This is a genomic window from Klebsiella sp. CN_Kp097 (genome assembly GCF_040064495.1).
In the GTDB taxonomy this organism is placed as follows: domain Bacteria; phylum Pseudomonadota; class Gammaproteobacteria; order Enterobacterales; family Enterobacteriaceae; genus Klebsiella; species Klebsiella aerogenes.
The window spans coordinates 342,576-361,257 of record NZ_JBEAIL010000005.1; the positions used below are offsets into that span (position 1 = coordinate 342,576).

Annotated in this window: 14 protein-coding genes; 4 read left to right on the forward strand and 10 right to left on the reverse strand. The window is 57.9% G+C overall.

Annotated elements, in window-relative coordinates:
* Position 1 precedes the first annotated feature (1 nt).
* Positions 2-1,030: an ABC transporter ATP-binding protein gene (locus ABLV07_RS08335; protein ID WP_042894806.1), complete on the forward strand. Its 1,029-nt coding sequence runs from the start codon at positions 2-4 to the stop codon at positions 1,028-1,030.
* Positions 1,031-1,277: 247 nt separating this feature from the next.
* Here the strand turns inward: ABLV07_RS08335 and ABLV07_RS08340 are convergent, their stop codons facing one another.
* The 5 genes from ABLV07_RS08340 to ABLV07_RS08360 all read right to left on the reverse strand — a co-directional run bounded on the left by ABLV07_RS08340 (position 1,278) and on the right by ABLV07_RS08360 (position 8,388).
* Complete coding sequence (locus tag ABLV07_RS08340; RefSeq protein WP_047041773.1) at positions 1,278-2,243, reverse strand: PDR/VanB family oxidoreductase; 966 nt, start codon at positions 2,241-2,243, stop codon at positions 1,278-1,280.
* 57 nt (positions 2,244-2,300) lie between these two features.
* A complete protein-coding gene (locus tag ABLV07_RS08345) occupies positions 2,301-3,749 on the reverse strand; it encodes an NAD-dependent succinate-semialdehyde dehydrogenase (protein WP_348853433.1) in 1,449 nt (482 codons plus the stop codon).
* Between the two features lie 18 nt (positions 3,750-3,767).
* Complete coding sequence (gene yeaW, locus ABLV07_RS08350) at positions 3,768-4,892, reverse strand: carnitine monooxygenase, oxygenase subunit YeaW (RefSeq protein WP_015704973.1); 1,125 nt, start codon at positions 4,890-4,892, stop codon at positions 3,768-3,770.
* A gap of 37 nt (positions 4,893-4,929) precedes the next feature.
* Positions 4,930-6,537 (reverse strand): BCCT family transporter, encoded by a 1,608-nt coding sequence (locus ABLV07_RS08355; protein ID WP_126027513.1) that lies wholly within the window; start codon positions 6,535-6,537, stop codon positions 4,930-4,932.
* A 765-nt stretch (positions 6,538-7,302) separates the two neighbouring features.
* Positions 7,303-8,388, reverse strand: a complete 1,086-nt coding sequence (locus ABLV07_RS08360) for a tartrate dehydrogenase (protein ID WP_015367268.1) — start codon at positions 8,386-8,388, stop codon at positions 7,303-7,305.
* 82 nt (positions 8,389-8,470) lie between these two features.
* On the opposite strand from ABLV07_RS08360, the gene ABLV07_RS08365 reads away from it, so the two are divergent.
* Positions 8,471-9,466: a LysR substrate-binding domain-containing protein gene (locus ABLV07_RS08365; RefSeq protein WP_015367267.1), complete on the forward strand. Its 996-nt coding sequence runs from the start codon at positions 8,471-8,473 to the stop codon at positions 9,464-9,466.
* On the opposite strand, the gene puuE is transcribed toward ABLV07_RS08365, so the two are convergent.
* The 5 genes from puuE to puuD all read right to left on the reverse strand — a co-directional run bounded on the left by puuE (position 9,453) and on the right by puuD (position 15,120).
* Positions 9,453-10,718 carry a 4-aminobutyrate transaminase gene (gene puuE / locus ABLV07_RS08370; RefSeq protein ID WP_045386357.1) on the reverse strand — a complete coding sequence of 422 codons (1,266 nt, stop codon included), beginning with the start codon at positions 10,716-10,718 and terminating at the stop codon, positions 9,453-9,455. The genes ABLV07_RS08365 and puuE overlap by 14 nt on opposite strands.
* A 46-nt stretch (positions 10,719-10,764) precedes the next feature.
* Entirely contained in the window at positions 10,765-12,045 is a 1,281-nt protein-coding gene (locus tag ABLV07_RS08375; protein ID WP_063446894.1) for an FAD-binding oxidoreductase, read from the reverse strand.
* A 2-nt stretch (positions 12,046-12,047) separates the two neighbouring features.
* Positions 12,048-13,535: an aldehyde dehydrogenase PuuC gene (gene puuC, locus ABLV07_RS08380; protein ID WP_348853430.1), complete on the reverse strand. Its 1,488-nt coding sequence runs from the start codon at positions 13,533-13,535 to the stop codon at positions 12,048-12,050.
* 249 nt (positions 13,536-13,784) lie between these two features.
* Complete coding sequence (gene puuR / locus ABLV07_RS08385) at positions 13,785-14,342, reverse strand: HTH-type transcriptional regulator PuuR (protein WP_002898590.1); 558 nt, start codon at positions 14,340-14,342, stop codon at positions 13,785-13,787.
* A 25-nt stretch (positions 14,343-14,367) separates the two neighbouring features.
* Positions 14,368-15,120, reverse strand: a complete 753-nt coding sequence (gene puuD, locus ABLV07_RS08390; protein WP_161798760.1) for a gamma-glutamyl-gamma-aminobutyrate hydrolase — start codon at positions 15,118-15,120, stop codon at positions 14,368-14,370.
* A gap of 225 nt (positions 15,121-15,345) precedes the next feature.
* Here puuD and ABLV07_RS08395 point away from each other — a divergent pair, with 225 nt between their 5' ends.
* Together ABLV07_RS08395 and ABLV07_RS08400 are read left to right on the forward strand one after the other, a co-directional pair.
* Positions 15,346-16,764 (forward strand): glutamine synthetase family protein, encoded by a 1,419-nt coding sequence (locus ABLV07_RS08395; RefSeq protein ID WP_015367262.1) that lies wholly within the window; start codon positions 15,346-15,348, stop codon positions 16,762-16,764.
* Between the two features lie 351 nt (positions 16,765-17,115).
* Positions 17,116-18,507: an APC family permease gene (locus ABLV07_RS08400; protein ID WP_077203241.1), complete on the forward strand. Its 1,392-nt coding sequence runs from the start codon at positions 17,116-17,118 to the stop codon at positions 18,505-18,507.
* Positions 18,508-18,682 lie beyond the last annotated feature (175 nt).

Consider the following 18,682-nt stretch of genomic DNA (forward strand, 5'->3'; position numbering starts at 1 on the left):
CATGCTGGAATTGTCTTCTATCTCGAAATCTTTCGCCGACGCGCTGGTGCTCGATAATCTTAATCTGACCGTGGCGCCGGGAAGCCGTACCGCCATTGTCGGCCCGTCGGGTTCCGGTAAAACCACGCTGCTGCGGATTCTTGCCGGTTTTGAAACCCCGGATAACGGGCGAATCGTTCTGCAGGGCAATACCCTGTTTGCCGAAGGCGTGTTTGTGCCGGCGCATCAGCGCGGGATCGGTTTCGTGCCGCAGGAAGGGGCGCTGTTCCCCCATCTTAACGTCGCAGATAATATTGCCTGGGGACTCGATTGCAGTCGCGAAGAGAAACGCCGTCGGGTGGCCGCACTGATGGAGATGGTGGCGTTAGATGCGACATTAGCGAACCACTGGCCGCATGAAATTTCCGGCGGCCAGCAGCAGCGGGTTGCGCTGGCGCGCGCGTTGGCCCAGCGGCCATCCCTGATGTTGCTGGATGAACCTTTCTCGGCGCTGGATACCGGGCTGCGGGCGGCGACGCGCAAAGCCACCGCCGATCTGCTGGCCGAGGCTGGCGTAGCCTCGATCCTGGTCACTCACGACCAGACGGAGGCGCTGTCGTTTGCAAGCCAGGTCGCGGTGATGCGGCAGGGGCGTTTCGCTCAGGTAGGGACGCCGTTCGAGGTCTACTCGCGTCCGGTTGACGAGGCCACCGCGCTGTTTCTTGGCGATGCGCTGGTGCTCGACGCCGAGCTCATGGAAGGGCGCGCCCGTTGCGCCATCGGCGAGTTGCCGACCGACGATCCTCACGCCAGCGGCCGCGGGCGCGTGATGTTGCGCCCGGAACAACTGCGGGTGTCGTCGTGCGCGCCGCAGGAGAGCGCCTTTCGCATCGTGGATGTCGATTTCGCCGGCCATATCTCGACGCTGACCGTGAGGGCGGCGGGGCAATCGATGCCGCTGGTGCTGAAAACCGTCAGCCAGGCCGCCTGGCAAGCTGGCGCCGCGGTTCGCCTGGACGTTATTGGTCAGGCGCGGATATTTTGCGCATAGCGGTGAAAAGCTGAACGTTCAGCTGGGATAAAAATTGATTTGGCGCGGAGATGCGTTAATTCGCTGCTGATGTAGCACATTGTGCTAATTACACTACCAGCGAAGGCTTTAGTATCCGCGCCACTGATCTCGTCGCCATGGAGTGGTAGGTCGTTGGAATATTTCCGCGGGGTCAGTCCATTCTTATTGCGGTGCGAGCTGGAACTGTGATTGTCTCTCCGGCCAGCGCCGCTGGCCGGAGAGCGAGCTATAAATCCAGCACTAACCGGCCGCCTTTAGCGCGTGAGCAGCAGATCAGCATACTCTGCTGGCTGGCTTTCTCTTCATCGCTGTAATACTGATCGCGGTGGTCGGCTTCGCCCTCCAGAATCATCGTTTCGCAGGTGCCGCACACCCCTTCGCGGCACAGACATTCCACCTTCGCCGCTTTGTTATTCTCGATCACCTGCAAAATGGTCATCTCCTGCGGCACGGTAAATTCGCGTCCGGAACGCGCCAGCACCAGGGTAAATGCCTCTCCGCCTTTATCTTCAACGATAAATTGCTCAAAGTGCAGCTGGCTGGCGGGAACCTGATACCGTTCGGCGGCGGCTTTCACCGCCTCGTTAAGCGCTGCCGGGCCGCAGGTATAGATGTGGGTGCCGGGTTCGATATCGGCGAACAGGCGCGACAGGTCGAGACGGCTGCCGAGCGCTGATATGTGAATATCGACCCGGTCGCGCCACGGCGCGGCGCTGAGCGCATCGACGAAAGCATTATTGTCGGCGTCGTGGAAACAGTAGTGCAGCTGCCAGTCAGCCTGCTGCTGTTCCAGTTCAGGAATATGCGCTAAAAACGGCGTAATGCCGATGCCGCCGGCGATCAGCACATGTTTTCGCGCCTGTGGTTCGATGGCGAACAGGTTGTTGGGGGTGGACACCGTCAGGGTATCGCCCGGTCGCACCTGCTGATGCATAAAACGCGAGCCGCCTTTGGAAGGCGACTCCAGACGCACCGCAATCTGCCAGCTGGTGGTATCCAGCGGTGAGCTCATGAGCGAATAAGCATTGCTGTAACGCTGATCGCCATCCTGCATCTGGACGATAATATGGCTACCGCCGCTGAATCCCGGCAGCGGGGCGCCGGTCGGCGACACCAGCGTAAAACGCTTAACCTGGGCGGTGATCTGTTCAACATCGCGAACGATCGTCTCAAACATTTGATAATCAGACATCGCGGAACTCCATCAAAAAATCCCGGCGTGACCAGTGCCGTCGCCGGGAGAGGATATTTACAACCCCTGGCAGAGATACTTCATCTCCAGGTAATCTTCGATTCCGTGTTCCGAGCCTTCGCGGCCAAGACCCGACTGTTTCACTCCGCCAAATGGCGCGACTTCATTAGAAATCAGCCCGGTATTGATGCCGACCATGCCGTATTCCAGTTGCTCGGAGACGCGCCAGATACGGGCGGCATCGTTGCTGTAAAAATAGGAGGCGAGGCCGTAGATGGTGTTATTGGCCTGCTCAATGACCTCTTGCTCATCCTCAAATTTCACCAGCGCGGCCACCGGGCCGAAAATCTCTTCCTGCAGCAGCAGTGACCCCGGCTGTACGTCGCCGATCACCGTAGGGGTGAAGAAATTACCGCCCAGCGGATGCGCTTTACCGCCGGTTAACAGCGTCGCGCCGCGGGTGAGCGCGTCGTCGAGCAGGGACTGGACTTTGCGTCCGGCGTCGGCGTTGATAAGCGGGCCAATCTGGACATCGGACTCGCTGCCATCGCCGACTTTCAAGGCGGCGACGTGGGCGACGAACTTGTCGCAGAATTGGTCGTAGACGGCGCGATGAATATAGAAACGGTTGACGCAGACGCAGGTTTGCCCGGCGTTGCGGAACTTGGCGATCAGCGCCCCCTCGACCGCTTTATCGATATCGGCGTCGTCAAAGACGATAAACGGCGCGTTACCGCCGAGCTCTAAAGAGAGCTTTTTGATGGATTCCGCGCACTGGCGCATCAGCACGCGGCCGACTTCGGTCGAACCGGTAAAGGAGAGCTTACGCACCCGCTCATCGCCGGTGAACACCGCGCCAATCTCACGCGACTGGCCGGTGACAACGTTAATGACGCCCTGCGGGATCCCGGCCTGATTCGCCAGTTCCGCCATCGCCAGCGCGGTAAACGGCGTTTCATTGGCAGGCTTAATTACCATCGTACAACCCGCGGCCAGCGCCGGGCCGGCCTTACGGGTGATCATCGCCGCCGGGAAGTTCCACGGGGTGATCGCCGCGCAGACGCCCACGCCCTGGCGGATCACCATCAGGCGTTTATCGGCGCCGGGGGAGGGGATTATCTCGCCGTTGGCGCGTTTCCCTTGTTCGGCAAACCACTCGATAAACGAGGCCGCATAGGCGATTTCGCCTTCCGCTTCCGCTAGTGGCTTGCCCTGCTCGGCGGTCATAATCTGCGCCAGCGCGGACTTGTTTTCGAGGATCAGGCGGTGCCAGTTCTTCAATAGCGCGGCGCGCTGGGCGGCGGTAAGCGCGCGCCATGCCGGCAGCGCGGCAGCGGCGGCATCCACCGCCTGCTGCGCTTCCGTCCGGCCCATATTGGGGATCTGGCCGAGCGCCTCGCCGGTGGAGGGATTGCTGACGGCAAGGGTCGTACCGTCGGCGGCGTCGCGCCAGCTTCCGGCAATCAGCGCCTGCTGGCGAAACAGATTTGAGTGAAATACGGACATAGCCAACTCCTTCAACGATTACGGCTGGAACACCTGGGCGACCAGATTGTGGAAATGCGCGATCCCATGCTCGGAGATCCCGCTGCCGCTGTTATCCGCCATAATGCGTCCCTGGCCGCGATAGCCGCGGGACTTCAGCCCCTTCTGCACGCTTTCCACCAGGCGTAAATCTTCCGGGCGGAACACGTCGCGATACCACTCAATCAGCGCCTTCTGATCGTCGGTCAGCTCTTCATTGGTGAAATAGATGTCGTAGTTCTGCAGGGTGGTCTCTTCATCCACCGGGAATTCATAAATGACGGTCATCATGCCTTTGATCGGCGTGACGTTGAGCATGGTGCACGGCCACAGCCAGAAACCGTGGAACGCGGCGTCGGTACCTTCTTCGAATTTAAAGGACTGCTCGGACGGTTTGGCAAAGCCATACTGCAGCGTCCATTTGCCGTGCATGGTGTGCCAGTAACGGTCAACCTGCACGGAATCCGAGAAGCCCGGGTGCGCCGGGCCGCAGTGATAACATTCCAGATAGTTATCGACGATATTTTTCCAGTTCGCCGGGGTAAGAGTGGTAAAGCGCGCCGCCAGTTTCAGCTCATGAACATCCGGGCAGACTTCCAGCACTTTGTCCTGTAGCCCCGGTAGTTGTGTTTCCACGCTCTCCGCTTGCGGGTTCATATTGATAAATACAAAGCCGGCATACTCTTCAAGGCGAACCGGCACAAGCGTTGCCTTATCGCTATCGAAATTCTCCACGTTTTCGCAGTTGCGGGCGTGGGCGAGATTGCCGTCCAGCTTGAAGGCCCAGGCGTGATAGGGGCAGGTAATCACGTTTTTGGCTTTACCTTCGCCGCTCAGCAACTGGTGGCCGCGGTGCGGGCAGACGTTATAGAAGGCGCGCAGAATGTTGTCGCGCCCGCGGACGATAACGATATTTTCGCCGATGATCTCTCGGGTAATGTAATCGTTCGGCCTGGCGACTTCGCTGCCGTGGGCGACGCAAATCCAGCTATTGGCGAAGATACGCTCTTTCTCGTGCTCAAACGCCTGGCTGTCGGTGTAAAAACGGGCCGGAATGGTCCAGGCGTCCTGTGGATTGGCACAAAAGTTAATCGGCAGGGTAAAGTCAGGGCTTAAATTGCTCATGTAGGGTCACCTTGTGATTATTGTCAGTAAGCGTTTTTTACAGCGACTGGCCGTCGCCTTTGAGTACCGCGCCAACCGGCAGCGTCTCGGCTTTAACGATCGGCTCGGGCGTATGGGTTTCTATCTGATGCACAGGCACGTGGGCGTAGTCCTGTTTTAGCCAGCGTACAAAGCCGCCGGTCTTGATCAGTAAAATGGCAAGGAACGGTAAGGCGGTTAGCACCACGGTGGTTTTCATGGTTTCCAGCGAAGCGCCGGTAAACAGAATCGATAGCGGGATAAGGGTTATCACCACGCACCAGAACAGGCGCATGCCGCGATCCGGATCCTCGCCTTCGCGCAGGTTACGGGTACTGGTCGCCGCCATGGTGTAGGCCACCGCATCCATGTGCGAAGCGAGGAAAACAATCATCACGAACAGATAGGCGGCGAGGAACAGCTTGCCCGCCGGCAGCGACATCAGCACCTGTTGGACGGCGGTTTCGCCGCCGAGGGTCTGCATGACCTGCGGCACGTTAATCACGCCGTTGACGAACTGATGCATGGCATAGCTTTCCATCACCCCGAAGAAGAACCAGCAGCCGACGGTGCTGCCGAGGATAAGCCCCCAGATCACCTCTTTAATCTTACGGCCGCGGGAGACGCGGGTGACGAACATCGCCACCCCAGGGGTATAGGAGATCCACCACAACCAGTAGAAGACGGTCCAGTTGCGGGTAAAGGCGCCGTCGCCGAGCGGGTCGGTAAACAGGCTCATCTGCAGAAAGTTTTGGGTCGTCAGACCGATGGCGTTGATGATGTTATTGGTGATGAATTCGGTCGGGCCGATCAGTAATACCACCAACGGCAGCAGGAACGCCCCCCAGCCGACCATTTTGCTCAGACGCTGCAGGCCGTTGTTGATACCAATCCACGAACTCATGCAGAAAATACCGCCGGAGAGCAGGATCACAAACGCCTGGACGGTGAAGTTATCCGGCAGTCCGGTGAGAGCTGACAGGCCGCGGGTGAAGGTGGCGGCTGTGACCACCAACGAAATGGTTAACGCGCCGACGGTGGCGATCAGGAACATCAGATCGACCAGGCGGCCCCAAAAGCCCTGCGGATTAACGCCGGTGATCGCCGAAATGATCCCGGAAAGGCTGAGGCCCTTATTTTTCCGCACGTGGAAGTGATAGGCCATGATCAGCGAGGCGAGGGTGTAGGTCGCCCACGCGCTAATGCCCCAGTGGAAGAAAGAGTACGGGATGCTGTATTCCAGCGCTTTTGCTGAATGCGGCGCAATATTCAGGCCAGGGGTCTGGTAGTAATAAGCCCACTCGGCAACACCCCAGTACAGGGTAGAGGAGCCGAGTCCGGCGCAGATAAACATAAACAGCCATGAGAGAGTGCTGTACTCGGCTTTGCCTTCGCCGAGCCGGATATTGCCGTATTTGCTGGTGGCCAGATATAACACCAGTCCCAGCGCCAGCAGCACCAGCACCTGTACCGCGGAACCCAGCAGGCGGGTGACGCCGTTAAAAATCGAATTAGCCGCCTGGGCGGTTTGTTGGGGGAAGAGACTTAATGTAGCGGCGATGAAAACAATGGCCGCCAGGCTGATGACAATCAGCGGCACATCTTTTTTCTTTACGTTGCTCAACATGAGTGATCTCCTGGGCACGGTTGCCCGTCGGTGGCTTTAGCCTGTCGTTGTTATCACGCTGTAGGGGTCAGGGTTCGTAGCAAAATGCTATTAACAATTGGATTATTTCTTCGTTACATGAATTAAACAATTGGCCGATTCGTGAAGCAATAAAACACGGAACGGAAATAATAAAAGGTGAATTGGCGCAGGTTCTTTCCTTTCAGGAATCAATAAAGTTCGCCGCTGTGATGCGGTTCACTTGTCAATCGTGGGGTTTTCTGCATTCAGAGGAGAGAGGGGAGTTGGCGCGAGTTTTCCCGGGTAGCGGCTACGCCTTACCCGGGCTACGGTCCGAGCGACCTGCCTTTTATTTATTCACCACGCTGGCTGAAACTGCTGGTGTTGGTGGCCTCAAAATCGCTGAGACGTTCCCGGAAGGCCGGGGCAGCCCGCATGGATGCGGGCTGAGGGCCGTGTTTTGCAAGGACGCTGCCTCGGCCCGACCCGAAGCCTGCAGGGATAAGTCGAAGGTACCACGAAGTGGCGATTTTGGCGGCCAGAGCCCGGGAGTACAGAGGGCGGCGGCGACTGGCCGCCCTCTGTGCGCTCCCTGCGCCATGAGAGCTATAACGCAGAAGAAATATCGGGAGCGCAATGTGCTCTGAATTAACACAAAGCACATGTTTTTCCCGGACCAAAACCGTTGCAAACCGATGCGATATCTACATGAGCGTGCCATTGTTGCCCCGGTAAGCGCAGCGCCACCGGGGGCGGCCGGGGTAATTACGCCAAAATAGCCTTGCAGATAGCGTCGCTGACCTGCTGCGTTGAGGCGTTGCCTTTCATGTCCGGGGTTTTCGGCCCGCTGGCGATCACCTGCTCTATCGCCGCCAGAATGCCGTTGTGCGCGGCATGGTAGCGCTCGTCGCCGTTTCCGAGGAAATCGAGCATCATCGCCCCGGCCCAAACGGTAGCGATCGGGTTGGCGATATTTTTACCGTAGATATCCGGCGCCGACCCGTGAACCGGTTCGAACAGCGACGGGAAGGTCCGCTCTGGGTTCAGGTTAGCCGACGGCGCAATACCGATAGTGCCGGTACAGGCCGGGCCGAGATCCGACAGAATATCGCCAAACAAATTGGAGCCGACGACCACGTCGAAACGTTCCGGCTGCAGCACGAAGCGGGCGCAGAGAATATCGATATGCTGCTTGTCCCAGCGAATCTCGGGATAGCTTTTGGCCATCTCTTCCACGCGCTCATCCCAGTAGGGCATGCTGATCGCCAGACCGTTAGATTTGGTGGCTGAGGTCAGCGTTTTACGCGGGCGGCTTTGCGCCAGCTCAAAGGCGTAGCGCAGGATCCGGTCAACGCCGCGGCGGGTGAAGACCGACTCCTGAATCACCACTTCATGCTCGGTGCCTTCATTGGCGCGACCGCCAAGGGCGGAATATTCGCCTTCAGTATTTTCGCGCACCACGTAAAAATCGATATCGCCGGCCTTTTTACCCGCCAGCGGACAGGGGACGCCGGGGAACAGGCGCACCGGGCGCAGGTTGACGTACTGATCGAACTCACGGCGGAACTTCAGCAGCGAACCCCACAGGGAGATATGGTCGGGGACGGTATCCGGCCAGCCGACGGCGCCGAAATAGATAGCATCGAAGCCCTGCAACTGCTCGCGCCAGTCGTCCGGCATCATCTTGCCGTGATGGGCGTAATATTCGCAGCTTGCCCACTCCATCTGTTCGAAGCTCAGCGACAGATCCCAACGCTGTGCGGCGGCTTGCAGCACGCGAATACCTTCAGGCAGAACTTCTTTACCAATTCCGTCACCGGGGATGGCGGCAATACGACAGGTTTTTTTCATTCCGGTTCTCACTTTTTAGCGATGATGTTTGACCACCTGCCTATCCTATAATTGACTGGTTCATAATTAATCACGCTAACTGGTGAAACATAAAACACAGATCATGAATAATCTACCGCTGCTAAATGATTTACGCGTGTTCATGCTGGTCGCTCGCCGGGCCGGTTTTGCCGCCGCCGCCGAGGAGCTTGGCGTCTCACCGGCGTTCGTCAGCAAGCGGGTTTCGCTGCTGGAGCAAACCCTGCATGTGATGTTGCTGCACCGTACCACCCGTCGGGTCACCATTACCGAAGAGGGGGAGCGGATCTACGAATGGGCGCAGCGCATTCTGCAGGATGTGGATGAGATGATGGACGAGCTTTCCGACGTGCGTCAGGTACCGCAGGGAACGCTGCGTATTATCAGCAGCTTTGGTTTTGGCCGTCGGGTGGTGGCCCCCGCGCTGTCGGCGCTGGCGCGCCAGTACCCACAACTTGAGCTGCGCTTCGATGTCCAGGACCGGCTGGTGGATTTAGTCAATGAAGGGGTGGATCTCGATATTCGCGTCGGCGACGATATCGCGCCGAATCTGATTGCCCGCAAGCTGGCGACCAACCATCGTATTCTCTGCGCGTCGCCGCAGTTTCTTGCCCGCCATCCGCAGCCGAAGCAGCTTAGCGATCTGGCTACCTTGCCCTGTCTGGTGATTAAAGAGCGCGACCATCCGTTTGGCGTTTGGCAGTTGCACAGCAAAGAGGGCCAGCACGCGATCAAGGTGACCGGGCCGCTCTCCTCCAACCATGGTGAAATCGTGCATCAGTGGTGTCTGGATGGGCAGGGCATTGCGTTACGCTCATGGTGGGATGTCAGTGAAAATATCGCCAGCGGCCATCTGGTGCACGTGCTGCCGGACTACTTCCAGCCCGCCAACGTCTGGGCGGTCTACGTCTCGCGGCTGGCGACCTCAGCCAAAATTCGCACCACCGTGGAGTTTCTGCGCCACTATTTTCAGCAGCACTATCCCCAGCAGTGTATCGTCAGCAGCGAGGAAAACAGCCGGCGACCAGCGCCGCCGGCGGAGGGCGTTACAGACGAGTGACGCTCTGAAGAATCGTCAGCGCGCGGGAGAATTGGGCATCCGGGATGGTCAACGGATAGAGGAAGCGAATGACGTTGCCATACTGGCCGCAGGTCAACAGCAGCAGGCCCTGCTCCAGCGCCTGCTGCTGGATTTTCTGCGCAATCGCCGCCGACGGTTCGCCGGTCGCCGGGTCGAAGAACTCGGCGGCGATCATCGAACCCACGCCGCGTGCTTCCACCAGCGCCGGACACCAGCCCTTAACTTCCTGTAGCGTCGCCAGCAGGCGCTCGCCGAGGAACTGGGCGCGCTCGCACAGCGCTTCGTTATCAATGATATCCAGCACCGCATGTGCGGCCGCCACCGCCAGCGGGTTGCCGGCGTAGGTGCCGCCTAAGCCGCCCGGCGCCGGGGCATCCATGATCTGCGCGTTACCGACCACGCCGGAAAGCGGCATGCCGCCCGCCAGGCTTTTAGCCATCGTCATCAGATCCGGTTTATCGGCATAGTGATCCATGGCGAACAATTTACCGGTGCGGGCGAAGCCGCTCTGGACTTCATCGGCAATCATCACGATGCCGTGCTCATCGCAGAGGCGGCGTACTGCGGCAACCAGCTCTTTCGGCGCAACGTTAAAGCCGCCTTCGCCCTGTACCGGTTCGAAAATAATCGCCGCCACCTGTTTGGCTTCGATATCGGCTTTGAACAGGCGTTCAAGGGCGGTAATCGAATCGGCGGTGCTGATACCGTGCAGCGCTGACGGGTACGGCACGTGGTATACCGAGCCGGGGAACGGCCCGAAGCCCAGTTTGTACGGCGCGACCTTACCGGTTAGCGCCATCGTCATATAGGTACGGCCATGGAAACCGCCGCCGAAGGCGATAACGCCCGGGCGTCCGGTATGGGCGCGGGCGATTTTCACCGCGTTTTCTACCGCTTCCGCGCCGGTAGAGAAGAAGGCGGTTTTTGCCGGACCTTTCACCGGCGCCAGTTCGTTGAGCTTCTCCGCTAGCGACACATAGCTTTCATAAGGCACGATCTGATAGGCGGTATGGGTAAATTGCTGTAGCTGCTGTTCAACCGCGGCGACCATCCGCGGATGGCGATGGCCGGTATTCAGCACCGCGATGCCGGCGGCGAAATCGATATATTCATTGCCTTCGACATCGGTCAAGGTGGCGTTTTGCGCGCTCTGGGCAAAGAAGTTGCACATAACGCCCACCCCGCGCGGGGTAGCGGAAAGACGACGCTGATGGAATTCATTGTTGCTCATAATAAACACCCTTTAGCAAAAGTTAATCACGGAACCGAACGGCAAATCAGACCCCAAGGCGGTCGCGCAGGCTGTAGTAGGCGGCGCCCATGGCGGTAAAAGGAATTCGCAGGCTGCGCCCGCCCGGGAACGGGTAGTGCGGCAGTTTGGCGAAGGCATCGAAGCGCTCGGCATCGCCGCGCAGCAGTTCTGAAATCAAGCGTCCGGCCAGATGGGTGCAGGTTACGCCGTGGCCGCTGTAGCCCTGCATGTAGTAAATATTGTTATCGAGACGGCCGAATTGCGGCATACGCGACAGGGTCAGCAGGAAGTTGCCGGTCCAGCGGTAGTCAATTTTCACCCCCTGCAGCTGCGGGAAGGTTTTCAGCAGCTTCGGCATAATCAGCCGCTCGACGTCGTCCGGGTCACGGGCGCCGTAGACCACGCCGCCGCCGTACAGCAGGCGGTTGTCGCCGGTAAGACGGTAGTAGTCCAGCAGGTAGTTACAGTCTTCCACACAGTAGTTTTTCGGGATCAGCGAGCGGGCGAGCGCTTCCGATAGCGGTGCGGTCGTCACGACCTGAGTGCCACACGGCATGCTGCGTTTTGCCAGTTCCGGCTCAAGCTTGTCGCCGAGATAGGCGTTACCGGCGACGATCACATAGCGCGCGGTTACCTGGCCGCGAGCGGTACTGACCACCGCCGGACTGGTGTGTTGAATTCGGGTCACCGGCGACTGCTCATACACCCGGCCGCCGTTAAGACGAATAGCGTCCGCTTCGCCGATGGCGAGGTTCAGCGGGTGAATATGGCCGCCGCTGTGGTCGAGCAGGGCGCCGACGTAGCGGTCGCTGTCTACTTCGCGACGAATGGCATGGCTGTCGAGCAGCTCCAGTTGGGTATTGCCGTAGCGCTCCCAGTTGGCTTTTTGCTCTTCCAGCGTTTCCATTTGCTTATGGTTCATGGCCACAAACAGGCCGCCTGGGCGGTAGTCGCACTGGATCTGGTAGCGCTGAATGCGCTCGCGAATAATATCGCCGCCTTCGAACATCATGCTGCCGAGCATTTTGGCCGCATCCGGGCCGTAGTTCTTCTCAATAACGTCGATATCGCGGCTATAGGAGTTAACCAGCTGTCCGCCGTTACGGCCGCTGGCGCCGAAGCCGATACGCGCGCCTTCCAGCACCACCACGTCGTAACCCATTTCGGCCAGATGCAGGGCCGAGGAGAGGCCGGTGTAGCCGCCGCCGACGACGCAGACATCACAGGTGATTGATTCCTCCAGCGTCGGGAACGGTTCATATTTATTGGCGCTGGCGGCGTAGTAGCTAGTGGTATGTTCAGTCATGATCAAGACTCCAAAGCAATCCAGATGGTTTTCAGTTCGGTGAATTTTTCCAGCGCGTGCAGCGATTTATCGCGCCCGTTGCCGCTCTGCTTATAGCCGCCGAACGGGACGGTCATATCACCATCGTTGTAGTTGTTGACGAAGACCGAGCCGGCCTTCAGGCGGCGACTCATACGGTGGGCGCGCGACAGATCGCGGGTCCACACCGCGGCGCCAAGACCGTAGTCGCTGTCGTTGGCCAGCTGCAGCGCCTCTTCTTCGCTTTTGAAGCGCGTGACGACCAGCACCGGGCCGAAGATTTCTTCGCGGCTGAGGGTTGATGTCGGATCGACATCGACGAAAATGGTCGGGCCGACGGCGGCAGGCCACGGATTTTTTCGCCCGTCGAGGAATAGCGTGCTTTTGGTTTCTCCGCCGCGGATAAAGCTGTGCACGCTGTCGGCATGGGCGTTATCAATTAACATTCCCATGGTGGTATCGGGATCGAGCGGATTACCCGGCTGCCAGTTTTGCGCCTGTACTTTCAGTAATGCCAGGAACTCGTCGGCGATGCTCTCTTCCAGCAGCAGGCGGGTGCCGGCGATGCAGACCTGCCCCTGGTTATAGAAGATACCGCCGGCGGTGGCGTTGACCGCTTTTTGCAGATCCGGACAGTCGGCGAAGACGATATTGGCGCTCTTACCGCCCGCTTCCAGCCACACGCGCTTCATATTGCTGTCGCCGGAATCTTTTAGCAGCTGTTTGCCGGTACGTGTGGATCCGGTGAAGGTGATGACTTCAACGTCAGGGTGCAGCGCCAGCGCCTGCCCGGCCTCGTGGCCAAAGCCGCTGACCACGTTTAACACCCCGTCCGGAAGTCCGGCTTCTTTCGCAAGCCCAGCCAGACGCAGGGCGGTGAGCGGCGATTTTTCCGAGGGTTTGAGGATTACGCTATTACCAGCCGCCAGCGCCGGGCCGAGTTTCCAGCAGGCCAGCAGCAGCGGGAAGTTCCACGGCACCACCGCGGCAATCACGCCAATCGGTTCACGAACGATCATTGCCAGCTCGTTACCGCCGGTGGGCGCGACTTCGCCATAAACTTTATCCAGCGCTTCGGCGTACCAGCGAATGGCGCGGGCAGCGCCGGGAATATCGTCGCGCAGGCTGTGGCGAATCGGTTTGCCGGTATCGAGCGTTTCCAGCAGTGCCAGCTCTTCACGATGGGTTTCCATCAGGTCGGCAAATTTCGTGAGAACCGCTTTACGCCGGGCCGGAGAGGCCTGCGACCAGTCGCCGTTATCAAAAACCTGACGCGCGGCTTTCACTGCCCGTTCGACGTCGGCTGTTTTACCGCGGGCGACCTGCGCTAATGTCTGCTGTGCGGCAGGGTCGATAGTCTCAAAGGTGGTATTATCGACCGCGGCGCAATATTCGCCGTTAATAAATAAGCGCGTTTCAATGGCCAGGTTTTTCGCTTTTTCCTGCCAGTAAGCCAGGTGCTGAAAATTCATCATGACTCCTTAAAAACATCATCGGCAAAATATAGGGTTCGGCGTTTTCAGGGGCTCAGGGCGCAGGGCGTCCCCGGGGTAGAAAACCGTCTCTTCGCCATTCACTGGCGTTAATTATCTTTGGGCCAGCAGGAAATAAGATTTCCGCGCTGCGCAGGTATTATTACTGCGAGTTCTTCGCCGCGGCGGAAATATTACATCCGCCGCGACAGGCCTGAAGAAAGCCTGAAACCTGCTCAGGCTAAGAAATCAGAATGTGGTGGGGGTATGGGCACTGATAATGCGGCAGATACCTGCCGAGGTGTTGCTGAAGCTATGAGGGATGCCGGTATTAATGGCATAGCTCTGTCCAGCCACCAGGTGGTACGACTGACCGTTAATCGTCAGCACGATCTCACCTTCCAGTATGGTGCCTATCTCCTCACCCTGATGCTTAATTCTCTCCCCGGTTGTGGTCCCAGGCTGGTAAGTTTCAAAAATCATCGCCAGCGTACGGTTCGGATTTCCGTTATGAACCAGTTTCATTGAAACGCCCTGACTCCCCATTTCGATAAGATCGTCCTGATTAATGACGACCTGCGGTTCATCCGGCTTTTCGGGTTCAGAAAAGAATTCCGAGAGCGACAGCCCATATACTTTCAGCAGCTTTTGCAGCGTACTGATGGCAGGACTGACTTTGTCCTGCTCTATGGTGCTGATGGCACTATGTGTTAACCCAGACAGTTCGGCGGCACGACGCTGTGAAAGACCCAGCTGTTGGCGGATCTCTGACAGACGTTTCCCTGGCGCCAGTCCGTCATCGCTCATATTTGCATTTCCTTAACTGTAGTGGTCAGAGCCGCCGCTTTTCGGCGACATGGCTCTGACAGGCGGTGATAAAACCATCAAACAACATACGCGACAGGGCGTATTCGCTACTGTTCCATTCAGGATGCCATTGCACGCCCAGCGCGAAAGGGTGGTCGTTGACGCTGACCGCCTCAACCAGCCCATCCGGTGAACGGGCCTCCACGCGCAGACGCGAACCCAGCGTTTTTGCGCCCTGGCCGTGTAGCGAGTTTACCCAAAACGTGTTGCAGCCCGGTATTAACTGAGAAAGTAAACCTCCTTCCTGCACCTCCACCTGGTGGGACGGCGCATACTGCTGCTCCACCGGTAGTTCAGGATCTTCGCGATGCTCCAGCAGTTCCGGCTGTTCAAACAGACGACGATACAGAGTCCCGCCGGTGGCGACAACCAGTTCCTGCAGCCCTCGGCAGATGGCGAAAATGGGGATGCGCCTTTCGAGCGCGGCGTTAATTAGCGCCATGCTCAGAAGATCACGCCCGGGGTCGGCGTCAGGCTCATCGCCGTTTTCACCATAAAGGTGCGGCTGCACGTTGCTGGGGCTGCCTGGCAGGTAGATCCCGTCCAGTTTATCGACTAACGCATCCAGCAGTTCCGGCTCGGCCAGCGCGTGCGGCAGGGCAATCGGCAGTCCGCCAGCGTTAACAATGGCATTCAGGTACTTTTCTTGCAGAGTCTGGGTCTGGTGACCCTTAAGCCTGTTTCTACACATCACGACGCCAATAACTGGCTTGTACATTATATTTTCCATGATCGCCCTCACAAAGTGGACTAAATTATGACCGCCAGTGGCTGATAAACGGCCATATCGTTCAATATTTTCTCAATCTAGCAGTGGAAATAGCCGTTTGCAAACTTAATTTAACATTTGACAAACATTTTGTTTGCATACACATTCGAAGGGTGGACATTATATTTGACGTTTTCAGTCAGGGTCCGAAAACTAAAACAACGGCGGTGAATCATGGATACCAATATCGTAGAAGTTGAGAATTTTGTTCAGCAGACGGAAGAGAGACGGGTAAGCGCGTTCGCTAAAGAAGTGAAGCGCTACCTCGAAACCTACCCCAACACTCAGTATGTCGATGTACTCCTCACAGACCTGAACGGCTGCTTCCGCGGCAAACGCATTCCGGTCGCCAGCCTCAGCAAGCTGGAGAAGGGCTGCTACTTCCCGGCGTCCGTTTTCGCGATGGATATTCTCGGCAACGTGGTGGAAGAGGCCGGGCTTGGCCAGGATATGGGCGAACCGGACCGCAGCTGCGTCCCGGTATTGGGCACGTTGACCCCTTCGGCAGCCGATCCGGAATACATCGGCCAGGTCCTGTTGACCATGGTTGATGAAGATGGCGCTCCCTTTGACGTTGAGCCGCGGAACGTACTCAACCGCCTCTGGCAGCAGCTCCGCCAGCGCGGATTGTTCCCCGTGGTAGCGGTAGAGCTGGAGTTCTATTTACTCGATCGCAAACGCGATGCCGAAGGCTACCTGCAGCCGCCGTGCGCGCCCGGCACCGACGACCGTAATACCCAAAGCCAGGTCTATTCCGTTGATAACCTCAACCATTTTGCCGATGTACTGAATGATATTGACGAACTGGCCCAGTTACAGCTGATCCCGGCGGATGGCGCGGTGGCCGAAGCCTCTCCGGGACAGTTCGAAATCAACCTCCACCACACCGATAACGTGCTGGATGCGTGCGATGATGCGCTGGCATTAAAACGTCTCGTGCGTTTAATGGCGGAGAAGCATAAGATGCACGCCACTTTTATGGCGAAACCTTATGAAGAGCATGCGGGTAGCGGGATGCATATCCATATCAGCATGCAAAACAATAAGGGCGAAAACGTGCTGGCGGATGCGGACGGCGAGGATTCAGCCCTGCTGAAACGCGTGCTGGCCGGGATGATTGACCTGATGCCGGCGTCGATGGCGCTACTGGCGCCGAACGTGAACTCGTATCGTCGCTTCCAGGCGGGCATGTATGTGCCGACGCAGGCGTCATGGGGGCATAACAACCGTACGGTAGCGCTGCGCATTCCGTGCGGCGATCGGCATAACCACCGCGTTGAATATCGCGTGGCCGGGGCGGACGCCAACCCGTATCTGGTGATGGCGGCGATTTTCGCCGGTATCCTGCACGGGCTGGATAATCCGCTGCCGCTGCAGGACGAGGTGGAAGGTAACGGTCTGGAACAAGAAGGCTTGCCGTTCCCGATCCGCCAGAGCGACGCCCTGTGGGAGTTTATGCAAAACGATCATCTGCGGGAGCGTCTTGGCGAGCGTTTCTGCCACGTTTACCACGCCTGTAAGAATGATGAGTTACTGCAGTTCGAGCGTCTTATCACAGAAACGGAAATTGAGTGGATGTTGAAAAACGCCTGATGGTCGCCCCGTAAGGGGCGCATTAGTTTAATCGGTAGCATCATACGGCCTGAGCGGAGCCTGGTCGTTCTTTTTTGCTGGGAGCCCAGCCATTTCCCGGATGTCGCGTTAAGGAGCGCAGGCGGCAACGGGGCTTCAGTTAACGACACAGTGTGTGACGAGGAAATGAGATGATGCAGATGTTCAAATATCCGCAGGGAGAAGGGGGCCTCTTTGGCCGCATTGGATGCCAACTTACCGCCGTTCATCGGTCCGTCTTACCCTTTTATTTACGCCTTACCCCCTTGCTAAGCAGGTTTGTTACCCGGTCTTTGAGCCCGCAAACTGTCGTCGGCATGGGGGGAATGCGTCATGGCTGCTAATCTTCCTGCAGAAAAGGCCGTTCAGGCGGGAAAACCGCGTCTGCGTAAATCGCTCAAACTGTGGCAAGTGGTGATGATGGGGCTGGCTTATCTGACCCCCATGACGGTGTTTGATACCTTCGGCATCGTTTCCGGCATCAGCAATGGCCACGTTCCGGCCTCGTATTTGCTGGCGCTGGCTGGAGTGCTGTTCACCGCCATCAGCTATGGCAAGCTGGTGCGCCAGTTCCCGGAAGCGGGCTCGGCCTACACCTATGCGCAAAAATCGATTAACCCGCATATCGGTTTTATGGTCGGCTGGTCCTCGCTGCTCGACTATCTGTTCCTGCCGATGATTAACGTCCTGCTGGCGAAGATCTACCTCTCCGCGCTGTTTCCGGAAGTGCCGCCGTGGGTGTGGGTCGTAACTTTTGTCGCCATTCTGACCGCGGCGAATCTGAAAAGCGTTAACCTGGTGGCCAACTTCAATACCCTGTTCGTGCTGGTGCAGATCTCCATCATGGTGGTGTTTGTGATTCTGGTGGTACAAGGGCTGCATAAGGGCGAGGGCGTTGGCACCGTCTGGTCTCTGCAGCCGTTTATCAGCGAGAATGCGCATCTGATCCCGATTATTACCGGCGCGACGATTGTCTGCTTCTCGTTCCTCGGCTTTGACGCCGTTACCACGCTTTCTGAGGAAACCCCGAATGCCGCGCGGGTGATCCCGAAGGCCATCTTCCTTACCGCGATGTACGGCGGCATTATTTTTATCGTCGCCTCGTTCTTTATGCAGCTGTTCTTCCCGGATATCCATCGCTTTAAAGATCCGGACGCCGCGCTGCCGGAAATTGCGCTGTATGTCGGCGGCAAGCTGTTCCAGTCGATTTTCCTGTGCACCACTTTTGTTAATACCCTGGCATCGGGCCTGGCGTCACACGCCAGCGTGTCGCGCTTGCTGTACGTGATGGGCCGGGATAACGTCTTCCCGGAACGCATTTTCGGCTATGTGCATCCGAAATGGCGTACCCCGGCGCTGAACGTGATTATGGTGGGCATCGTCGCGCTGTCGGCGCTGTTCTTCGACCTGGTGACCGCGACGGCGCTTATCAACTTCGGCGCGCTGGTGGCCTTTACCTTCGTTAATCTCTCGGTATACAACCACTTCTGGCGGCGCAAGGGGTATAACAAAACCTGGAAAGATCGCTTCCACTATCTGCTGTTGCCAATGGTCGGCGCCCTGACCGTGGGGGTGCTGTGGTTGAACCTCGAGGCGACCTCGCTGACGCTGGGGCTGGTGTGGGCCGCGCTGGGATTGCTTTATCTGACCTACCTGACCCGCCGTTTCCGTAAACCGCCGCCGCAGTTTGACGCGACGAAAGCGGAGCAGGCCTGGGAGTCGTAATTTGCTGTTACCACGACAACAAGGCAGCCAGGCCTGATGTCGAAAAAGGGCTCCATGTTTATCATGGAGCCCTTTTTAATGACTTGAATATCTGCTTTTACCCCATCTTTTGTTTTTTTGTCGACTTTAAATGAACGGTTTTTATTTCCGCTGTGAATATAATGGGCTGGTAATA

Excerpts from the sequence above, each read along its gene's own strand:
- ABLV07_RS08335 (WP_042894806.1), top strand. The coding sequence starts at position 2 with ATGCTGGAATTGTCTTCTATCTCGAAATCTTTCGCCGACGCGCTGGTG.
- ABLV07_RS08340 (WP_047041773.1), bottom strand. The coding sequence starts at position 2,243 with ATGTCTGATTATCAAATGTTTGAGACGATCGTTCGCGATGTTGAACAG.
- ABLV07_RS08345 (WP_348853433.1), bottom strand. The coding sequence starts at position 3,749 with ATGTCCGTATTTCACTCAAATCTGTTTCGCCAGCAGGCGCTGATTGCC.
- yeaW (WP_015704973.1), bottom strand. The coding sequence starts at position 4,892 with ATGAGCAATTTAAGCCCTGACTTTACCCTGCCGATTAACTTTTGTGCC.
- ABLV07_RS08355 (WP_126027513.1), bottom strand. The coding sequence starts at position 6,537 with ATGTTGAGCAACGTAAAGAAAAAAGATGTGCCGCTGATTGTCATCAGC.
- ABLV07_RS08360 (WP_015367268.1), bottom strand. The coding sequence starts at position 8,388 with ATGAAAAAAACCTGTCGTATTGCCGCCATCCCCGGTGACGGAATTGGT.
- puuE (WP_045386357.1), bottom strand. The coding sequence starts at position 10,718 with ATGAGCAACAATGAATTCCATCAGCGTCGTCTTTCCGCTACCCCGCGC.
- ABLV07_RS08375 (WP_063446894.1), bottom strand. The coding sequence starts at position 12,045 with ATGACTGAACATACCACTAGCTACTACGCCGCCAGCGCCAATAAATAT.
- puuC (WP_348853430.1), bottom strand. The coding sequence starts at position 13,535 with ATGAATTTTCAGCACCTGGCTTACTGGCAGGAAAAAGCGAAAAACCTG.
- puuR (WP_002898590.1), bottom strand. The coding sequence starts at position 14,342 with ATGAGCGATGACGGACTGGCGCCAGGGAAACGTCTGTCAGAGATCCGC.
- puuD (WP_161798760.1), bottom strand. The coding sequence starts at position 15,120 with ATGTACAAGCCAGTTATTGGCGTCGTGATGTGTAGAAACAGGCTTAAG.
- ABLV07_RS08395 (WP_015367262.1), top strand. The coding sequence starts at position 15,346 with ATGGATACCAATATCGTAGAAGTTGAGAATTTTGTTCAGCAGACGGAA.
- ABLV07_RS08400 (WP_077203241.1), top strand. The coding sequence starts at position 17,116 with ATGGCTGCTAATCTTCCTGCAGAAAAGGCCGTTCAGGCGGGAAAACCG.